Annotated in this window: 14 protein-coding genes; 7 read left to right on the forward strand and 7 right to left on the reverse strand. The window is 61.3% G+C overall.

Annotated features, from left to right (window positions below):
- Positions 1-17 precede the first annotated feature (17 nt).
- Positions 18-2,036 (forward strand): enterotoxin, encoded by a 2,019-nt coding sequence (locus B0G77_RS29690; protein ID WP_243751267.1) that lies wholly within the window; start codon positions 18-20, stop codon positions 2,034-2,036.
- A 59-nt stretch (positions 2,037-2,095) separates the two neighbouring features.
- A complete protein-coding gene (locus tag B0G77_RS29695; RefSeq protein ID WP_133660463.1) occupies positions 2,096-3,835 on the forward strand; it encodes an IS1634 family transposase in 1,740 nt (579 codons plus the stop codon).
- A 147-nt stretch (positions 3,836-3,982) separates the two neighbouring features.
- On the opposite strand, the gene B0G77_RS29700 is transcribed toward B0G77_RS29695, so the two are convergent.
- Positions 3,983-5,818, reverse strand: coding sequence for a beta-galactosidase (locus B0G77_RS29700; protein ID WP_243751406.1), 1,836 nt, complete (start codon positions 5,816-5,818; stop codon positions 3,983-3,985).
- A 420-nt stretch (positions 5,819-6,238) separates the two neighbouring features.
- On the opposite strand from B0G77_RS29700, the gene B0G77_RS29705 reads away from it, so the two are divergent.
- A complete protein-coding gene (locus B0G77_RS29705; protein ID WP_133666935.1) occupies positions 6,239-6,841 on the forward strand; it encodes a phosphatase PAP2 family protein in 603 nt (200 codons plus the stop codon).
- A gap of 118 nt (positions 6,842-6,959) precedes the next feature.
- On the opposite strand, the gene B0G77_RS29710 is transcribed toward B0G77_RS29705, so the two are convergent.
- Complete coding sequence (locus B0G77_RS29710; RefSeq protein ID WP_133665467.1) at positions 6,960-8,324, reverse strand: leucine-rich repeat-containing protein kinase family protein; 1,365 nt, start codon at positions 8,322-8,324, stop codon at positions 6,960-6,962.
- Between the two features lie 129 nt (positions 8,325-8,453).
- On the opposite strand from B0G77_RS29710, the gene B0G77_RS29715 reads away from it, so the two are divergent.
- Positions 8,454-8,720 carry a hypothetical protein gene (locus B0G77_RS29715; RefSeq protein WP_133665468.1) on the forward strand — a complete coding sequence of 89 codons (267 nt, stop codon included), beginning with the start codon at positions 8,454-8,456 and terminating at the stop codon, positions 8,718-8,720.
- Between the two features lie 132 nt (positions 8,721-8,852).
- Here the strand turns inward: B0G77_RS29715 and pstS are convergent, their stop codons facing one another.
- From pstS to B0G77_RS29730, 3 genes are all read right to left on the reverse strand, one after another.
- A complete protein-coding gene (pstS, locus tag B0G77_RS29720; RefSeq protein WP_133665469.1) occupies positions 8,853-9,878 on the reverse strand; it encodes a phosphate ABC transporter substrate-binding protein PstS in 1,026 nt (341 codons plus the stop codon).
- Between the two features lie 391 nt (positions 9,879-10,269).
- The gene (locus B0G77_RS29725) at positions 10,270-11,586 is read right to left on the reverse strand and encodes an MFS transporter (RefSeq protein WP_133665470.1); all 1,317 of its coding nucleotides are present in this window, start codon (positions 11,584-11,586) and stop codon (positions 10,270-10,272) included.
- A 91-nt stretch (positions 11,587-11,677) separates the two neighbouring features.
- A complete protein-coding gene (locus B0G77_RS29730) occupies positions 11,678-12,859 on the reverse strand; it encodes a M20 aminoacylase family protein (RefSeq protein ID WP_133665471.1) in 1,182 nt (393 codons plus the stop codon).
- 130 nt (positions 12,860-12,989) lie between these two features.
- Here B0G77_RS29730 and B0G77_RS29735 point away from each other — a divergent pair, with 130 nt between their 5' ends.
- Complete coding sequence (locus tag B0G77_RS29735) at positions 12,990-13,886, forward strand: LysR substrate-binding domain-containing protein (protein WP_133665472.1); 897 nt, start codon at positions 12,990-12,992, stop codon at positions 13,884-13,886.
- A 312-nt stretch (positions 13,887-14,198) separates the two neighbouring features.
- Positions 14,199-14,615: a universal stress protein gene (locus tag B0G77_RS29740; protein ID WP_133665473.1), complete on the forward strand. Its 417-nt coding sequence runs from the start codon at positions 14,199-14,201 to the stop codon at positions 14,613-14,615.
- A gap of 57 nt (positions 14,616-14,672) precedes the next feature.
- Here the strand turns inward: B0G77_RS29740 and B0G77_RS29745 are convergent, their stop codons facing one another.
- Positions 14,673-14,984, reverse strand: a complete 312-nt coding sequence (locus B0G77_RS29745) for a hypothetical protein (protein ID WP_243751268.1) — start codon at positions 14,982-14,984, stop codon at positions 14,673-14,675.
- Positions 14,985-15,077: 93 nt separating this feature from the next.
- The gene (locus B0G77_RS29750; protein WP_243751407.1) at positions 15,078-15,653 is read right to left on the reverse strand and encodes a GNAT family N-acetyltransferase; all 576 of its coding nucleotides are present in this window, start codon (positions 15,651-15,653) and stop codon (positions 15,078-15,080) included.
- A gap of 378 nt (positions 15,654-16,031) precedes the next feature.
- Here B0G77_RS29750 and B0G77_RS29755 point away from each other — a divergent pair, with 378 nt between their 5' ends.
- Positions 16,032-17,333: a divalent metal cation transporter gene (locus B0G77_RS29755; protein WP_133665476.1), complete on the forward strand. Its 1,302-nt coding sequence runs from the start codon at positions 16,032-16,034 to the stop codon at positions 17,331-17,333.
- Positions 17,334-17,430 lie beyond the last annotated feature (97 nt).

Below are 17,430 nucleotides of genomic sequence, written 5' to 3' on the forward strand. Positions count from 1 at the left end.
CGCACTGGTCGTCTTCCATGCACGCCAAAGAAGCGAAAGAAGCTGCGCTCATGCATCCAGGCATGCCCGTGTTTCAGACGAGCGCTGCCCGGCATTCCTTCGGTAACGCGGCGATCGTCCTGAGCTGGACCATCAGGAACCAGCACCTGGCCGGGTTTGCACTGACCGACCGCGCGCATGCACGCACGCTATCGGTAAGCGCGCCCTTCGCGCTGTCGCTGGCCGACGGTCGCACACTGGGCATTGCCAGCCTGAAACTGCTTGCTCCACTGTGTGAAGAGGCCCTAACGGCAGATGGCGAGGCGTCTCGACTGGCCGAACGGATTGCGGGCACACGCATCAGTGCCCTCCTCGGTGACGAGCAGGGTCGCCTGCGGGTGGAATGGAGCGTGGAGCAACGCGATGGCTCGCTCTATCTGCGAGAACGGGTGGCGATTACCGCGATCAGCCAGAACGAGGATATCGCCACGGTGTCACTGCTGGAGACGCAGGTGGCGGGCGCCCGCGCAAGCGGCGAGTTCAAGGGAGCGCCTGTCGTAGCAGGCAACGTCTACCTTGGCTTCGAGCTTCCCTTGTCGGAGAGTCAGGTACTCGACAACTGCGTGAGGTTCATTCTGTCGCGGGCGTTGCCGCTGGAACAAGGCAAGACCATTGTCTATTCGGCGGTGGCCGGGGTAGTTCGCGACGGTCAGTTGCGCCGCGATTTCGCAGCCTGTCTGGAACGCGAGCGAGCCCATCCGTACCGCCCGTTCCTGCACTACAACTCATGGAACGATCTTGGCTGCTCCATGCCGTACACAGAAGAGGAAGCGGTCGAACGCATCGACACCATCGGCCGCGAGTTGCACGAAAAGCGTGGCGTGCAACTCGATTCGTTCCTGTTCGATGACGGCTGGGACGATCTCAGTGGCAGCTGGCGTATCGGCCAGGATCTTCCGCGCGGTTTCGCGCCGTTGCGCGACGCCGCCGCACGCTACGGCGCTGCACCCGGCATCTGGCTGGCACCGTGGGGAGGCTACGGCCTGACCCGGCAGGAACGCGTGACGCGCGGCCGTGCTGCCGGCTACGAAATCATCGATGGCCGATTCGCTCTGTCCGGGCCGAAATACTACCAACGCTTCCATGATGTGGTCCTCGAACTGCTTTGTCAGCACGGCATCAATCAGTTCAAATTCGACGGTACAGGCAACGCAGACAAGGTGTTCCCGGGTAGCCTCTTCAACAGCGACTGGGACGCGGCGATCCAGTTGATCGAGGACATCCGTCACGCGAGGCCCGATACCTTCATCAATCTCACCACGGGCACCCTTCCTTCGCCGTTCTGGCTGCGCTATGCCGACTCGATCTGGCGGGGCGGCGAGGATGACAACCTGGCCGGTGTGGGCAGCAATCGCGAGCGCTGGATCACCTACCGCGATGCACAGACGTATCACAATGTCGTAACCGGCAGCCCGCTCTTTCCGCTCAACTCGCTGATGCTTCACGGCATCATCTACGGGCAGGGTAACGCACGGCTCAACGCTGACGGAGGCGAGGCGTTTGCCAACGAAGTCCGTTCGTACTTCGGCAGCGGCACCCAGTTGCAGGAGATGTACATCACGCCATCGCTCCTGAGCGACAGCGACTGGGACGTCCTCGCCGAGTCTGCGAAATGGGCACGCGCAAACGCCGGTGTGCTACGTGACAGCCACTGGATCGGTGGTGCGCCGGACCAGCTGGAAGTGTATGGCTGGGCGGCCTGGTCGCCGGCGAAGGCGATCGTCACGCTGCGCAATCCCGACAGCCAGGCGCAGAGCTTCATGCTCGACCTGCGGCTGCAACTTGAACTGCCGTCCGCCGCGGCAGCACGGTTCAGCACGCGCAGCCCGTGGCACGGCCGTGCTTCGCATACGCCTAAGGTCATGAACGCGGACAGGCTGCAGGCGATCCGGCTCTCGCCATTCGAAGTGTTCACTCTAGACCGAGCTTTGACTTCTCAAATAGCCGGAATCCGCATCAGTGCAGGGTTTCGGCTATTTTCTGGGACTATCATGTAGCCATGTAAGTTAGTATTTTTATATTGACTTTCGGTGATTATTTGCTTTAATCAGTGTTCATGTATATCGAACACGTCCCCAACCGCAACTCACCGCCCGCCATCCTGTTGCGCGAGTCCTTCCGCGACGGCAACAAGGTGAAGAAGCGCACCCTGGCCAACCTCTCATCGCTGCCCGCCGAGGTCATCGAAGGACTGAAGGTGCTGCTGCGCGGTGGCGTCGCAGTGCCCTCGGCTGAAGAGGCCTTCGTGATCGAGCGCAGCCTGCCGCACGGACATGTGGCCGCGGTGCTGGGCGCGGCGCGTGCCTGCGGCGCCGAGCAGTGGTTTGCGGCTGCACCGGCCGCGCTGCGCGCGATGCTCATGGCGCTGCTGGTGGCGCGGGTGGTGTCTCCCGCTTCGAAGCTGGCCACCCATCGCATGTTGCGCGACGAGACCGCGACCCACTCGCTGTCGCGGCTGCTGAAGCTGGGCGAGGTTGACCTCGGACAGGTCTATACCGCGCTCGACTGGCTGGGCGAGGCCCAGGAAGACATCGAGAAGCGGCTGGCGCGCAAGCATCTGGCCGGCAGCATGCTGGTGCTCTATGACCTCACGTCCACGTGGGTGACCGGAGACTGCTGCGAGCTTGCCGCGCGCGGCTACAGCCGCGATGGCAAGCGCGACGATCCGCAGATCGTGTTCGGGCTGGTTTGCACTCCTGAAGGCTGTCCGGTGGCCGTCGAGGTGTTTGCCGGCAACACCGCCGATCCGGCTACCGTGGCCTCGCAGGTGGAGAAACTGCGGGACCGCTATGGCATCGGCAAGATCGCCTGGGTGGGCGACCGGGGCATGCTCACGCAGGCGCGCATCGACACGGTATTGCGCCCGGCGGGGCTGGACTGGGTGAGCAGCCTGCGCGCGCCGCAGGTGAGCGCGCTTGCCCAGGAGAAGGGGCCTTTCCAGCCCTCGCTGTTTGACGAGCGCAACCTGCTGGAGCTGACCAGTGAGGCGTTCCCCGGTGAGCGGCTCATCGTGTGCCGCAATCCGCTGCTGGCCGAGCAGCGGACCCGCAAACGCGAGGACTTGCTGCAGGCCACTGAAGCCGAGCTGACGAAGATCGCCGAGGCGACCACGCGTGCCCGCAACCGCCTCAAGGGCGCCGATGCCATTGCCCTGCGCGTGGGCCGCGTCATCGACCACTACAAGATGGCCAAGCACTTCGAGCTGAGCTTCACCGACGAGGGCTTCACCTGGACGCGCAAGGCCGGTCAGATCCGGCAGGAAGCGGCGCTCGACGGCCTGTATGTGGTGCGCACCAGCGTGCCCGAACAGGACCTGCCGGCCGAAGCGGCTGTCTCGGCGTACAAGGGCCTGGCGGTCGTGGAGCGTGCCTTCCGGTCGCTCAAGACAGTCGATCTGAACGTGCGCCCCATATTCCACTGGAACGCCGAGCGTGTACGGGCGCACGTCTTCCTGTGCATGCTCGCCTACTACGTCGAATGGCACATGCGCGAGACCTTGAAGCCGATGCTGTTTGACGATGAATACATCGAGCTCGCACGCGCAACCCGGCCCTCGCCCGTGGCCAAGGCACGACGTTCGGACCAGGCAAAAGCAAAGGATGCCACGCGGCTTGGCGAGGACGGCTTGCCCGTCCATAGCTTCCGCACGCTGCTCGATGATCTGGCCACGCTCGCCTACAACGTCTGCCACACATCTCTGAACCCGGACGCAAAGATCGTGATGATCACGCGGCCCACACCCGTTCAGGAAAAGGCCTTCCGCCTGCTGAACATCAGCCCTGTCTGTACCCAGTAACCGACTCCCCCCGACACGCGTAACCGCGGCAATTCAAGGACCTGCGCGCGCCGCATGCTCAAAGTTCGGTCTAGAGCTTTTACCGGCCAGTATCGATGGGTAATCGAGGTGAGCGTCAAGCTCCAGGTGCTGCTTCGAATGCTTTGTTCAGGATAGCGTGCGCCTTAGTTCGACGGGCTTCGCTTCGACCTGGTGCAGATCAAAAATGACGACCTCGTTCGCACCCTGCCTGAGCGATGGAGCGGGACAATACAGGCGCCTTTGCGGGCCAATATTCCAGTAACGCCCAAGGTTGTGCCCGTTGACCCAGACTACTCCTTTGGTCCAGTGACGCATGTCGACGTACGTATCGCCGACGGTATCCAGCGACAGGCTCGCCTTGAAAAACAGGCCAGCCCTGCGCGGATTCGCGCAGACGGGCCGCAGGTTCGCGATAAACGCCCCATCCATTGGCAGCAGGAAGACTTCCCAGCCGGTGAGCGTAGTGCCTGAATCTCCTGCATGCCACAGCGTGACAGATTCGAGAATGCCCTTGCGGTCGATCATCGCGTGACCATAGTTGACGCGCCCCATGCCTTCGACAAGGATCTCCAGCGATGCTGAGCCGTCAGGCCGCGCAGACGAAAGCGCGAGTGGAGCGCCATGCGTGACATTCAGCGGGTGTGCGCAGTGCGCTGGCATGAACGCCCTCGAGACGCCTCCTGCATATTGCCCGTCAACGAAAACGGTCGCGTAATCGTGGACATCCTTGATATCCAGAACGCCGCCACGGTAACCCTGCAGATTCTTGCGATAAAGCGCAAAGCCGAATGCCTGGCCATACATTTCGAAGGGCTGCGGGTTGGCGGTCTGTGCGGTTGGGAGCGCAGCGGGCAGGTTGTCCCAGATGGACGCATACAGGACCGGCATCAACGCCTCGCTGCCAGTGCGCCTGATCGTGGCGATCCGTTCAGGCACGCTCGGCAAGGGCGTCGACAAGTGGCGACCAATCACGTCCCGATACTTCACGTATTTCGATGTCGCCACACCCTGCTCGCTAATGGGCGCCGCATAGTCGTAGCTGGTAATGTCGGGTTGGTATGCGCCTGAATCGATGTCCACGTTAGCGCCCGCATAGAACCCGAAGCTGGTGCCACCATGAATCACATAGAGGTTGAACGAAAGCCTGAGCCGCATGAGCGCGTCCAGCGTGCCGGAGATATCGACAGCGGTACCCTGCAAATTCGTATCGCCCCAATGGGTCAGCCAGCCGGGATACACTTCGCCGGCCATAACCGGCACTTGCGGATACGCCTGCCGCGCAACAGCGATCTGTGCCGCATCGCCGTTGCTCAATGCGATCGCGCCGCCGGCGACGTTCGTGAGATTCTGTTGCAGTTGCGCGAGGCCATCTTCGGTATAGAACGGCCCCTGTATCCCGCCCTCGAGCCAAAGCTGCCGGATTTCTTCGATGTAAGCAGGGTTGCTCGCGTAGGAGCCGAATTCATTTTCTATCTGAATCATCAGGATCGGCCCGCCATTGCTGACCAGCAGCGGCTTGATTCGTGGAATCAGTTCCCTGATGTAGCGGGCGACCGCCGACATGTAGCGAGGGTCGTTGGCCGAGTCGGTCCGAAGCTGGATGTCCGGATGACTCAGCAGGTAGGAAGGAAGGCCACCCAGGTCCCATTCACCGCAGATATATGGGCTAGGTCGCAGAATCACCCACATTCCCTCGCGCTGGCACAGCCGGATGAACGCTTCGATGTCGCGGTTTTCAGTGTGGAAATCGAAAACCCCTCGCCTTGTCTCATGGTAATTCCACATGATGTAGAGCGAGATAGTGTTCATCCCCATCGCCTTTGCCATCCGGATGCGATGCTGCCAGTATTCGGCCGGAATGCGGGCGGGATGCATCTCCCCACTGCGGATCTGGAAAGGCTCCCCGTCGAGCAGGAAGTGCTCGCCGTCTTCGCTGAATGCAAAGGCGTGTGCGCCTTTCACGGTCGGGACGGCTTCATCGACCGTGCCGGTGGCGCTGCCACGCGGGCCTCTCCTGTCGCCGCTCGCCGGCCTGATTTGCACGAGGGCGGGGAATGCCGGGGATACTCTCGCGTCCACTTGCCTCACCTCCCAGATCAAACTCGCCGTATGTCGTCGGCCAGCATCGCTGTGGCACGGCCTGTAACCCGCAATTGCTGCGTCACCAGACGCCTGCCTCAGCATCCCATAAGGTTCCAGGGCTTAAAATTGCCTCGCAACGCTCACGCGTGTTCCATCTTATGCGCGGATCGACGGTGAAGACTGCCGATCGTGACGGACGCACGTCTTTGTCCCTTCTGTAGCAATCTGGGTGGTCACCTGATCTGTACTGCATCGATCAGCGCGCCGCCCCGACCTGTAATGCTCAACGCCCCCATTGCAATGAATAACCTCGAAGCGTTCAACCAGGCGCTCTTTCTCACCATCAACGGCACGACCTCGACGCCAGTCTGGCTGATCGATGTAGCGGTGCTGATCGGCAACGACCTGATCTACCTGATTCCGCTGTTGCTGACAGGCATATGGCTCTCCGGCGATGAGAAACAGCGCAGCGCTGCGGTCCGGGCATGCTTCGTCGCGCTGCTCGCGCTCGGCATCAATCAGCTTATCGGCCTCATATGGCCACATCCCCGGCCGTCCATGATCGGGCTCGGCCATACGTTTCTGTCGCATTCGGCGGACTCGTCGTTCCCGAGCGATCACGGCACCGTATTCGCCAGTGTCGCGCTGACACTGCTGTTCGAGGGCCTGCTATGGACTGGCGGATCGACGCTGCTGATTGGAGCGGCCGTAGCGTGGGCGCGTGTGTTTCTCGGCGTGCATTTCCCGCTCGACATGCTCGGCGCAGTCGTCGTCGCATGCGTAGCCTGCGCGCTGATCACACCGCTCTGGCGACTCGGCGGCGCTCCCGTGACACGCTCTGTGATCGTGGTTTATCGCAAGCTGCTGGCGTGGCCTATCGGCTTCGGCTGGTTGCGCCCCTGATCCGAGGCGCCCTGAAAAGCGCGGCGCGTCTCTATCGAAGCAATGGATGACAATGCAGGGGACGGCGGATCGCCGTTCCCGAGGCAAGGAGATCATCTCTGCTGCGCAGACACCAGAATCAGATGAGGCGCGCGGTTGCTCCAGCCCAATCGGGACCCGTGAGCGCAGACAGCACGCGCACGATCTCTTCGAACAGAGGTCTGTCGATACTATCTTCGCTCAGGCAGCGTTCCTTCAGGTCCCCGAGCGCCGCCACGGTATCCTGCTCCAACCCCCGGGCGTCACATCGATCGGTCAACTCTTCCAGCAGGCAGCCAAACGCCCTGACTTCGACGCGCTGCACCCCGTGAGCAAAATCGGGATCATCGGCCGCATAGAACGACGCCGCACCGAAATCGCCGAGCAACGCCCGCCCCTCGCCACAATGCAGAATATTGTGTGCGTACAGGTCACCATGCATGATGCCTTGCCGATGCAAATGACCGGCTGCCGAAGCGATACCGTGTGCAATGCGTAGCGCAGACTTCACGTCGAAGCGGATGTCGGAACGGTAAGTATCGCGAGTGCAGGACTCCAGACTCGGAGGTCCGGCAAGATTGGCGAACTGCGGATCAATCAGCTCCATGACGAGACCGTCGGCGCCGGCTGGATGGTCCTTCACCTTGCCAAGCACCGGAATCAGATTCGGATGTCGGCCGGCACTGATGCAGGCGGCCATTTCGCAATGAGGCAAGCCATCGCTGGTCACTGCACCCTTGAACAACTTGACCGCGACGGGTTTGGGATCGTCGTCCGCGGTTCGATGCTCCGCGCAATGAATCACGCCGGACGCGCCCTCGCCTAACCGATGCTGAACATCCAGCGCCTCCCAGCCAATGCCGCTAATCGGCGCGTTTGCCAACGCGACGTTTTCCAGTTCTTCGCTGAACGGATTGCCCGCATAGGCCAGCCACGAGAGTCGAGGGAGAAAGAGCAGCCATGCAGGCAGCCCGCCTAGCTGGTTGGCCGAGAGACGCAACAGTTCGAGGCGGGAACATGCGGCCAGTTCCGCTGGAAGCGTTCGCAACTGATTGCCGGCCAGCATCAGCTTTTGAAGCTGCGAGCAGTTGCCGATTTCCGAAGGAAGCGCGTCAATCTGATTGTCGGTCAGGATCAGCCAGCGAAGTTGCGCAGGCAGCGACCTGCCCGAAACCTTGCGGATGCGGTTTGCCTTGAAGCCAATCATGCTTAGCTGCGGACATTGCCCCAGCACTTCCGGTAGTTCCGTGAACTGGTTGTCGGAGCAGAAAAGAATACGCAGCCTGGTCAGTCGAGGCAGCGCTTCGGGCAGCGAGGACAGGGCGTTGCACGAAAGATCGAGGATCTCCAGCGTATCGGCAAGATCGAAAATCTCTCGCGGAAATTCAGTCAGGCGGCAAGACAGTTTCAGTCGCTGAATTCCCGCCAGTTGTCCGGCGCGCAGTTGTTCGAGTGTGGCTGTCACAGTGTTGGCGATATATCGGGGATTGGCAGTATGTTAGCTTCGTTTTATAGATTTGCTCCCGAACCCGTCTTCGTCAGGTCACTGTGCGAGAATCGATACTCGCCTCTACAGCACGGAACGGTGATCGCCATGGATCAGCCTGGTACCAGCCTCACTGCGCCATTTCTTTCTGCCGATTCAGCCATATGGTTTTCCGCATACGGCTTCGGTTGGGGATATTGCGCCTTCTCACTGGATTCTGAAGTGGTTTGCGAACAGCTCGGCGCCGCGAACGAGACCTCGAAGCAGTTGATGCTTGCGTTCGAACTCGGCAAGCGACGACTTCTCCAGGCGGTCGAGAAAAAGGCACTCCCGGGCACAGGCGAACGGATCACGCTGTCGGCCGAGGATCTCTGATCCGGCACAGACATGTTGCCAACATCGGCGAGCTAAGGCGATGCAGCCCGACACTCGCCGCCAGGCCGGTTGATATCGAAGTGCCGACGAAGAAAAAGGCGCACGCATCGCGCGCGCCTGGTGGATTCCCCCTTATTGCGCGACCGGCTTGCCCGACGCGTCTTTCACCTTCTCTTTCCACTGCGTGCGGATTTCCGACACGACCGATTCCGGCAGCGAAATGTAGTCGAGATCGTTAGCAGCCTGACCGCCGTTCTTGAACGCCCAGTCGAAGAACTTCAAGGTTTCCTTGCCTTGCTCGGGCTTTTCCTGTGCTGTGTGCAGCAGTACGAAGGTCGCGCCGACTACCGGCCATGCGTCCTTGCCCGGCTCGTTCGTCAGGATCTGGTAGAACGATTTCTTCCAGTCGGCGCCTGCTGCGGCTGCCTTGAACGTTTCCGTGGATGGCTGGACCACCTCGCCCGATGCATTCTTCAGCGCGGCATACGTCATATGGTTCTGCTTCGCGTACGCCCACTCGACGTAGCCGATTGCGCCCGGCAGACGCTGCACGAACGCCGCGACGCCATCGTTCCCCTTGCCGCCCGTACCCGTCGGCCAGTTCACCGTCGTGCCTTCGCCAACCTTCGACTTCCATTCCGGGTTCACCTTCGACAGATAGTTCGTCCAGATAAAGCTCGTGCCCGAGCCGTCTGCACGGCGCACCACGGCGATGTCTGTATCCGGCAGCTTGAGCTTCGGGTTCAGCGCGGCGATTGCCGGGTCATTCCACTTCTTGATCTTGCCCAGGTAGATGTCGCCGAGCACTTCACCCGACAGCGCCAGTTCGCCCGGCTTAACCCCCGGCACGTTGATAGCCGGCACAACACCGCCCACAACCGTCGGAAACTGGAACAGTCCATCCTTGGCAAGGTCGTCGTCTTTCAGCGGCGCATCGGAGCCCGCGAAATCGACCGTCTTCGCGAGGATCTGCTTGATGCCGCCCGACGAACCGATACCCTGGTAGTTAACCTTGCCGCCGCCCGTCTTCTGATAGGCGTCTGCCCATTTCGTATAGATCGGTGCCGCGAAGGTGCTGCCCGCGCCGGTGATATCCGCGGCGTGCGCAACAGTGGCACACAGGGCGAACAAGGCGATCGCAAATTGCTTGGTCTTCATATCCAGACTCCTTGTGGTGTATCGAGTGAGCTTCGGTGGGCTGCACCTTAAGGACAACGTGTGACGGTTTTGTGACGTCTCGACCTTAAGGATTCGATAAGCAAAAGCGGGGGAAACTATGAAGTTATCGAGCGTAGAAGCAAGCCCGGCGAACGCGTGGCCTCACTAAAATCGATCATTCGCGGCGTGACTGCCTGCGACTTCGTCTTACCCGTCACGAATGGACGAGCATGATGTGATCGGCGGCCTCGATGGACGCGCAAGCAAGGCTGCTACCGTATTGATATCAATGATAGAGCAGGCTCATGACAATTCTGGCTGCCTTCGTCTGACAAAACGAAGAAAGGTCGAGCGGCGTTGCACCGCTACTTTCGAGCCGTAGCTGTCCCGCTCAGTCCAGGGTCTGGTGAGACCGCTCGTCCATGAACGCGACAGCAATCAGTCCAAGCACGCCACAACCGATCACATACCAGGCCGGCGCCAGCACGCTACCGGTCGTCACGATCAGCGACGTCACAAAAAACTGCGCGAAGCCGCCGAAAATCGCCACGCCGACGCTATAGACCACCGCGCCACCGGTCGCCCGTACACGACGCGGGAACAGTTCCCCCAGCATCGCGCCGACGCCACCGATATTGATCGCATGCACACCCGACAGCAGGCTCACGATGGTCAGCAGCACGGCAGGCGTGGGCCAGCGGTTCAACGCGACGAACGCGGGATAGATCGCGAGCATCAACACGATGCGCGTGGCTTGCGCCAGTTTGTTGCGTCCAAAGCGATCGGTCAGGTAGCCGCCGATGGGCACGAGCGCAAAGAGAATCGCGCCGGACACACAACCGGACAGCATGGCCGTACCCTGCGGCAGCCCAAGCGTTCTGACCGCATAGATCGACAGGTAGAACACGATGATGAAATGCGCGGACGTGCCGGCAATCGTCAACCCGAGACCGATGAGCAATGCGCGCCGGTGATCGCGCAGCACGTCGATCAGCGGCAGCTTCGGTGCCTTGGGTTGAGTTGCCCGCGCAGGCACTTCTTCGTCGAGCGTACGACGCAGCCACCAGCCGACCGGAACGATCAATGTGCCGATCACGAAAGGCACGCGCCATCCCCAGCTTTCGAGTTGCGCAGCGGACAACGTCGAGGTCAGCGCCACACCCGTCAACGCACCCGCAAGCGCCGCGAGCCCCTGGCTCGAGAACTGCCACGATGCGTACAGGCCGCGCCGGTTTTGCGGCGCCTGTTCGAGCAGCAGCGTGGTGGACGCGCCCACTTCGCCACCCGCGGAAAACCCCTGAATCAGACGTGCCACCATGAGTATCAGCGGTGCGGCGAGGCCGACCTGTCCATAGGTGGGCGCCACCGCGATCATCGCCGTACCAAGCGCCATCAGCGCGAGGGTCAGCAACATCGCCTTCTTGCGGCCTGCGCGATCCGCATATATACCGATCACCAGCCCGCCGACAGGCCGCGTAAAGAAACCAACGCCGAAGCTCGCGACCGCCAGCAGCAGTTGCCCCACCGGATCATGTACCGGAAAGAAAAGCTTGCCGATCAGGAGCGCAAAGAAACCATAGACGGTGAAGTCATAGAACTCGAGCGCATTGCCGACTGCCGCCGCCATCACCAGCTTCGTGCGGTTTCGTTTGCCCGGATCAACCGCAGCGCGTGCGGCGTCAGCAGACGAGAGTGTGGACGTTTCCATGGTTGTTCCCAGCGACGGCAATGTGATGACAGATGAAACCCGATAAGTCGGTGGCCATGCAGTTGTCACTGACGAGCCACCTGACAGCTACTCAATCGACGAGAAAGGCCTCGGTCAACCGAACCCAGTAGCTCGCGCCGATAGCAAGAATGTCGTCGTTGAAATCGTAGCCCGGGTTGTGCACCATGCAGCTCCCCTTGCCCTCGATACCATTGCCGATCCATGCATACGTGCCCGGCACGACTTGCAGCATGTACGCAAAATCCTCGCTGCCCATCAGCGGCCGCGCGTCGCCATCGACACGCTGCGCGCCCAGCATCGCCTGCGCAACTTCGGTGGCGAACGCCGTTGTTTCGTCAGAATTCACCAGCACCGGATAACCCAGTTCATAGTCGATGTCGGCCTCGACGCCGAAGGCGCTCGCCTGGGCATGGATCATCGTCTTGATCCGTTCATGCAGCAACGCGCGCACCGTCGGATCCAGGGCCCGCACCGACAGCTTCATTTCAGCGGTTTGCGGAATCACGTTGAAGGTCTCGCCAGCCTTGACGCTGCCAACCGAAATTACCGCCGACTTCTGCGCATCCACTTCACGGCCGACGATGCTTTGCAGGCCAAGGATGATCGCGCCGACCGCCGGCATCGGATCGCGCGCCAGATGCGGCAAAGCGCCGTGTCCGCCCGCGCCGCGCAGCACGATGGTCACGCGGTCGGCGGATGCCATCGCGGGTCCGGAACGGAAATTCATGTCGCCGGTCTTGTAGCCGGGCATGTTGTGCAGGCCGAAGATCGCATCGCACGGAAACTGCTCGAACAGGCCGTCGTTGATCATGGCGCGCGCGCCGCCGTAGCTTTCTTCCGCGGGCTGGAAAATGACGTTGAGCGTGCCGGAAAACTGCCGGCTCTCGGCGAGATAGCGCGCCGCGCAAAGCAGCATCGCGGTGTGGCCGTCGTGGCCGCATGCGTGCATGGTTTGCGGCACGGTGCTCGCATACGGCAGGCTGGTGGCCTCCTCGATGGGCAGTGCGTCCATGTCGGCACGCAGACCGATACGCCGGCTGCCGCGGCCCTCTTTCAATACCCCCACGACACCCGTCTTGCCGAGTCCGCGCGATACCCCGTAGCCCCATTGCGTGAGCAGGCCAGCCACGATGTCGCTCGTCGCGACCTCCTGGAAGGCGAGTTCCGGATGCGAGTGAATCTGACGCCGGATGGCGATCATCTCCGGGGCAATAGCGGCGATGCCGGGAATGACGGGGTCGACGGACAACATGAATACACTCCTTATCGAATTCGTACCTGACTGCGTTCGATCAAGGATATAAAGTCAAATAGAAAACCAAAAGACAGTAATTTCCAGCGATGACCACCCCAGGTTGTCGGTATAAACCCGAATCACGATCGTGAAATTTCATCAGTTGAAAGCGTTTCTGACGGTGGCGGAGCAAGGCAGCATTCGTGCCGCCGCGCGCAGCCTGCATCTTTCGCAGGCTGCGCTGACCAAGTCGTTGAAAGAACTGGAGCAGGATCTCGGCGTGTCGCTTGTATTGCGGACGGCCCGTGGTGTCCAGTTGACGGAGTACGGTCAGCGGTTGAAGATTCGCGCGCGGATGGTGGTGAGCGAAATGCGCCGCGCCGAAGACGACATCGCCCACATGAAGGACGCCGGCACGGGAAGCGTGGCGGCCGCCATCACGCCGACCACCGCCATGTCGTTCCTGCCACAGGCATACAGGGCATTTCGCAAGCAGATGCCGCACGCGCAGGTGAGCTTGATCGAAGGATTTCCGGGCGTCGCGCTGCCGCGTCTGCGCGACGGCTCGCTCGATTTCGTGGTGGCCGTGGTGGTCGCGGAGCAACTCGCGCCCGAGTTCGACTACTTCGAGCTGTACCAGAGCCACTCGGCGATCGTCGCGCGCAAAGGTCATCCGCTCGCGCAATGCACGACGCTTGCCGAACTGGTCGATGCCGAATGGCTGCTGAATCCATCACCGGAAAGCTCGACACGCAGACTGCTCGACTTTTTCTCCGAGCGTGGGCTGGCGGTGCCCCGGCGAGTGGTCGAATGTCCGAGCTTCGTGATCGCGCATGCGTTGCTGCGCGAGTCGGATGCGATTGCTTCGCTGCCCGCGCCGCTGCTCGACTATCCGTGGGTCGGAGAAGGCCTTGCGGTGCTGCCGATCGTCGATCCGATGCCGCCCATCGCAATTGGCGTTGTGACGCGTCGGAACAGTCCGCTCACGCCGGCGGCATCGCTCATGCTCGACTGTCTGCAAGACGCGATCGGGCGGGCGCGCTAGCCGACGAACGGGGACGCGCCGGCATTTCGTGCGATCTGAGCGTCATCGCACATAGCGCGACCTTCACGCCGACCGCCACGATCTATCATCAAATCGACAGGTTCGGTAACGCCTCTGACCGCGCGATTCCGCTGTCCGGCTCGTCAGTCGAGCAGGGGTTCGCGGGTGGCGTTGCACAGGGTCGCGGAAAAAACGAAGGGGTTCACTACAGGATTTTTACGCTTCCTGTACGCAGTTTTGCGGCGCATTGACACCGTATTTGCTGAAATGGAAGCATCAGGATGGCTTGCTGGTTTGAATTCGGAGTGCACGATGTTACGGTTGCTCATACCCGTAGTGGATCAAAAAGGCGCCTTGCAGGCCGCGCGCTACGCTGCGTTCCTGTTTCTGGAGAATTGCGTGTCCGAAGTCGAGTTGCTTGAAGTACTGGAGCCTGTCGACGAAGGGCGTGCCGCAGCCTTCCATTCGCGGGGCGCACTCCGTCGCCACGAGAAGGAGATGATGCTGAGCGCGCTGGTTCGAACCCGCACGATCCTCGATGAGGCCGGCGTTCCGTACAAATGGAAGCGGGTATTCGGACACGGCACGAAAGCCATTGCCGCGTATGCGGACAGGACTCAGTCGGATGTGGTGGTGATCGACGCGAGTCATCTTGGGTTCTTTCGCAGGCTGGCCATGCTCGCCGGTTTGTGGCACCGGACTTCTACGCCTGTGACGATGCTGCACTAGGTCGTGCGCTTGCTCTATCTCTATCCCGCCGCCGCTCAATGACGCGGCAACAACGAATCAATCTACGCCGCTCACCCCCGGATTCAACTCCATGTGCAGAATCACAAGCCATCGTTTCGGACAATCCTGTGCAACCTGCACATTCTGTTTCGTGTCGTCGGCTGGCTTGATGTAGCCGTTCTCGCGCGCGAAGCCAAATGCGCGCCGTGCATCGGACTGAAGCCAAAGCGTCACCAGCCCGCAAGTCACGCAACTGAACATCCATATCGTTTCATGCGGCAGCGTAGCGTCGATCTGCTGGGCAACGTATGTGAAGCCGCTCGTTAGTATCTGGTTGGTCACGAAGGCGATGGCAATGACCTTGCCCATCCCTCTCAAAATCGTGGCTGGTCTGAAACGCACCATCGGAATTTCATGTCCTTCTATGTGTGTGAATTGTCCGTCAAGCTTCTGCGCGGCACGTCATGCGGCACGGGCCATGGTGCGCCCCGGCAATTCAAGCCGGCCTGACCATGCCGCAGGGGTGCGGGCAGCCGTCGCGGATTTTATGAGGATCGCACTGTCGTAGCGCTTGCCGTCGAACCTCACGAAATCTGCGATACGAAAGCCTTGCCGGCGATAGAAAGCGATCAGATGCGCGGCGGGCTGAGGCGTGTCGAGCGCGAGCTCGGCATAACCACGCGTCGCGGCCAGGTGTTCGGCCAGAGCCAGCAAGAGCCATCCGACACCTCTGTTCTGCCACGCCGGATCGACGCCGAACTGACGCACGCTGGCGATGTCCTGATGCCGATACAGCGCACACGGCGAATCGTGATCCTGGGCATAGAGCGTCATCGTCCCAACAAGACGGCCGTCACACACTGCAACGTAGCAATCGCCGCGCGTTGCGCGCGTCTTTGTGACAGAGACCGGTTGATCCACGCACGTGCAATTGAGCCCCATGCCGCCAAGCCGGGCGAACGCACGATGCAGCACCGAAGTCAGTTCATCGAACGAATCGCACCCGGGATCGAAGCGCCGGATGATGACGCCCGGCATACCTCGATGAACATACGCGACCTTGACGGGCTTCTTCAGTGCAGTACGTTGCTTCACAATGACAACCTCGACTCTCATCAAGCTGCCTGAAGTTTAGGGTTCGTCGTGTGCGCCTCGCAAGAAAAAATGCCGTAAAAAGACGGGCTGTTTGCAGCGTCCGCAACGTTGTAGTCGTGCGAGACCTTGATCTACATCAACGCGTACCGATCACGCGCCACGTTCAATATGCGAAGCGAGATCGCTCGCTACGCACAGTGATACCCGCTGCCAGACAGACGAAGCCTCCGCCCTCATCCTGAGTGGAGAAACGGTCTGCAAGACGGCTCCCTTCTTCTGTCGTCGAAACCCGTGCTGGTTTCGCCATCGCGAGGTGAATCAATGGACGTTGATGGAACGGCTCGCGCGAGCGCCTTCAGGGTGCTTTGGGAGCGTCTGAAAGAACATCCGCTGGCGCGGATCGGACCAGGGCTTATCACCGGCGTAGCGGACGACGATCCGAGCGGCATCGCCACCTACTCGCAGGCGGGCGCACAATTCGGCCTGAACATGCTTTGGACGATGCCGCTGGCCTTCCCCTTGATGGCCGCCGTTCAATCGATGTGTGCAAACCTCGGCAGGGTGACCGGAAAAGGGCTCGCGGCGAACATCAAGAGCGCATTCCCGCCGGTCGTGCTTCAGGTCGTCGTGCTGCTACTGCTCGTCGCCAACACCCTCAACATTGCCGCCGACGTCGCCGCCATGGGGGAAGTGGCGGAACTCGTCTCCGGTATCAATCGCCACCTGATGACGGCGTTCTTCGTATTCGCGACGCTGTTGCTGCAGATGTTCGTCCCGTATCATCGGTACGTGTTCTTTTTGAAGTGGCTCACCGTATCGCTGCTTGCCTACGCGGCTGTGCTGTTTACGGTTCATGTTCCCTGGGGGCAGGTCGCGCTGCGCACGGTCTGGCCGAGATTCACGCCAGACGCCACGGCCGCCGCGGTCGTGGTCGGCGTCTTCGGCACGACCATCAGCCCGTATCTGTTTTTCTGGCAGGCTTCCGAAGAAGTCGAAGACATGCAGGCGCAACGCGGTGGTGCGCCGCTCGTACGCGACCCGCGCGCCGCACGTACGGAACTGCGACGCATCCGGTGGGACACATGGAGCGGCATGCTCTACTCCGATATCACCGCCTGGTTCATTATTCTGGCAACCGCTGTCACCCTTCACGTCGCCGGCGTGACGGACATCAGCACGGCGGCGCAGGCAGCCAGCGCACTACGGCCCCTTGCCGGCAATTTCGCTTATCTGCTATTCGCGCTTGGCATTCTCGGCGTCGGCCTGATCGGCGTACCCGTGCTGGCGGGTTCCGGCGCCTATGCCCTTTCCGAAGCGATGGGATGGAAGGAAGGACTCGAGCGGAAGGTCAGCGATGCGCGCGGGTTCTACGGCATCATCGCCGTCAGCGTGCTCGCCGGACTCGGTATCCAGTATTCGCCGGTCAGTCCCATGAAGGCGTTGTTCTGGAGCGCCGTGATCAACGGGATCGTCGCAGTGCCGCTGCTGGTCGTCATCATCATCCTGGTGTCGAAGAAATCGGTGATGGGCACATTCACGGCGAGCCGGCCGCTGATCGTCCGCGGATGGATCGCGGCCGCGGTGATGGGCGCGGCGGCAGTGGCGATGTTCATGCCTTCGTAGAAAGCACCGGATATGCCGCCGGAGGGCCGGCTCATTCGACTCCGTCCGATAAAGCGAAACAGGCCCGCCCCGATCGTTCAGAGGCGAGCCTGTTCGT

Origin of the sequence: Paraburkholderia sp. BL10I2N1 (genome assembly GCF_004361815.1) — a bacterium.
Classification (GTDB): Bacteria; Pseudomonadota; Gammaproteobacteria; order Burkholderiales; family Burkholderiaceae; genus Paraburkholderia.

Bases quoted from the DNA above. Each gene is read 5' to 3' on its own strand.
- pstS (WP_133665469.1), bottom strand. From the start codon at position 9,878: ATGAAGACCAAGCAATTTGCGATCGCCTTGTTCGCCCTGTGTGCCACT.
- B0G77_RS29730 (WP_133665471.1), bottom strand. From the start codon at position 12,859: ATGTTGTCCGTCGACCCCGTCATTCCCGGCATCGCCGCTATTGCCCCG.
- B0G77_RS29725 (WP_133665470.1), bottom strand. From the start codon at position 11,586: ATGGAAACGTCCACACTCTCGTCTGCTGACGCCGCACGCGCTGCGGTT.
- B0G77_RS29745 (WP_243751268.1), bottom strand. From the start codon at position 14,984: ATGGGCAAGGTCATTGCCATCGCCTTCGTGACCAACCAGATACTAACG.
- B0G77_RS29755 (WP_133665476.1), top strand. From the start codon at position 16,032: ATGGACGTTGATGGAACGGCTCGCGCGAGCGCCTTCAGGGTGCTTTGG.
- B0G77_RS29695 (WP_133660463.1), top strand. From the start codon at position 2,096: ATGTATATCGAACACGTCCCCAACCGCAACTCACCGCCCGCCATCCTG.
- B0G77_RS29705 (WP_133666935.1), top strand. From the start codon at position 6,239: ATGAATAACCTCGAAGCGTTCAACCAGGCGCTCTTTCTCACCATCAAC.
- B0G77_RS29690 (WP_243751267.1), top strand. From the start codon at position 18: ATGCACGCCAAAGAAGCGAAAGAAGCTGCGCTCATGCATCCAGGCATG.
- B0G77_RS29750 (WP_243751407.1), bottom strand. From the start codon at position 15,653: ATGCCGGGCGTCATCATCCGGCGCTTCGATCCCGGGTGCGATTCGTTC.
- B0G77_RS29740 (WP_133665473.1), top strand. From the start codon at position 14,199: ATGTTACGGTTGCTCATACCCGTAGTGGATCAAAAAGGCGCCTTGCAG.
- B0G77_RS29715 (WP_133665468.1), top strand. From the start codon at position 8,454: ATGGATCAGCCTGGTACCAGCCTCACTGCGCCATTTCTTTCTGCCGAT.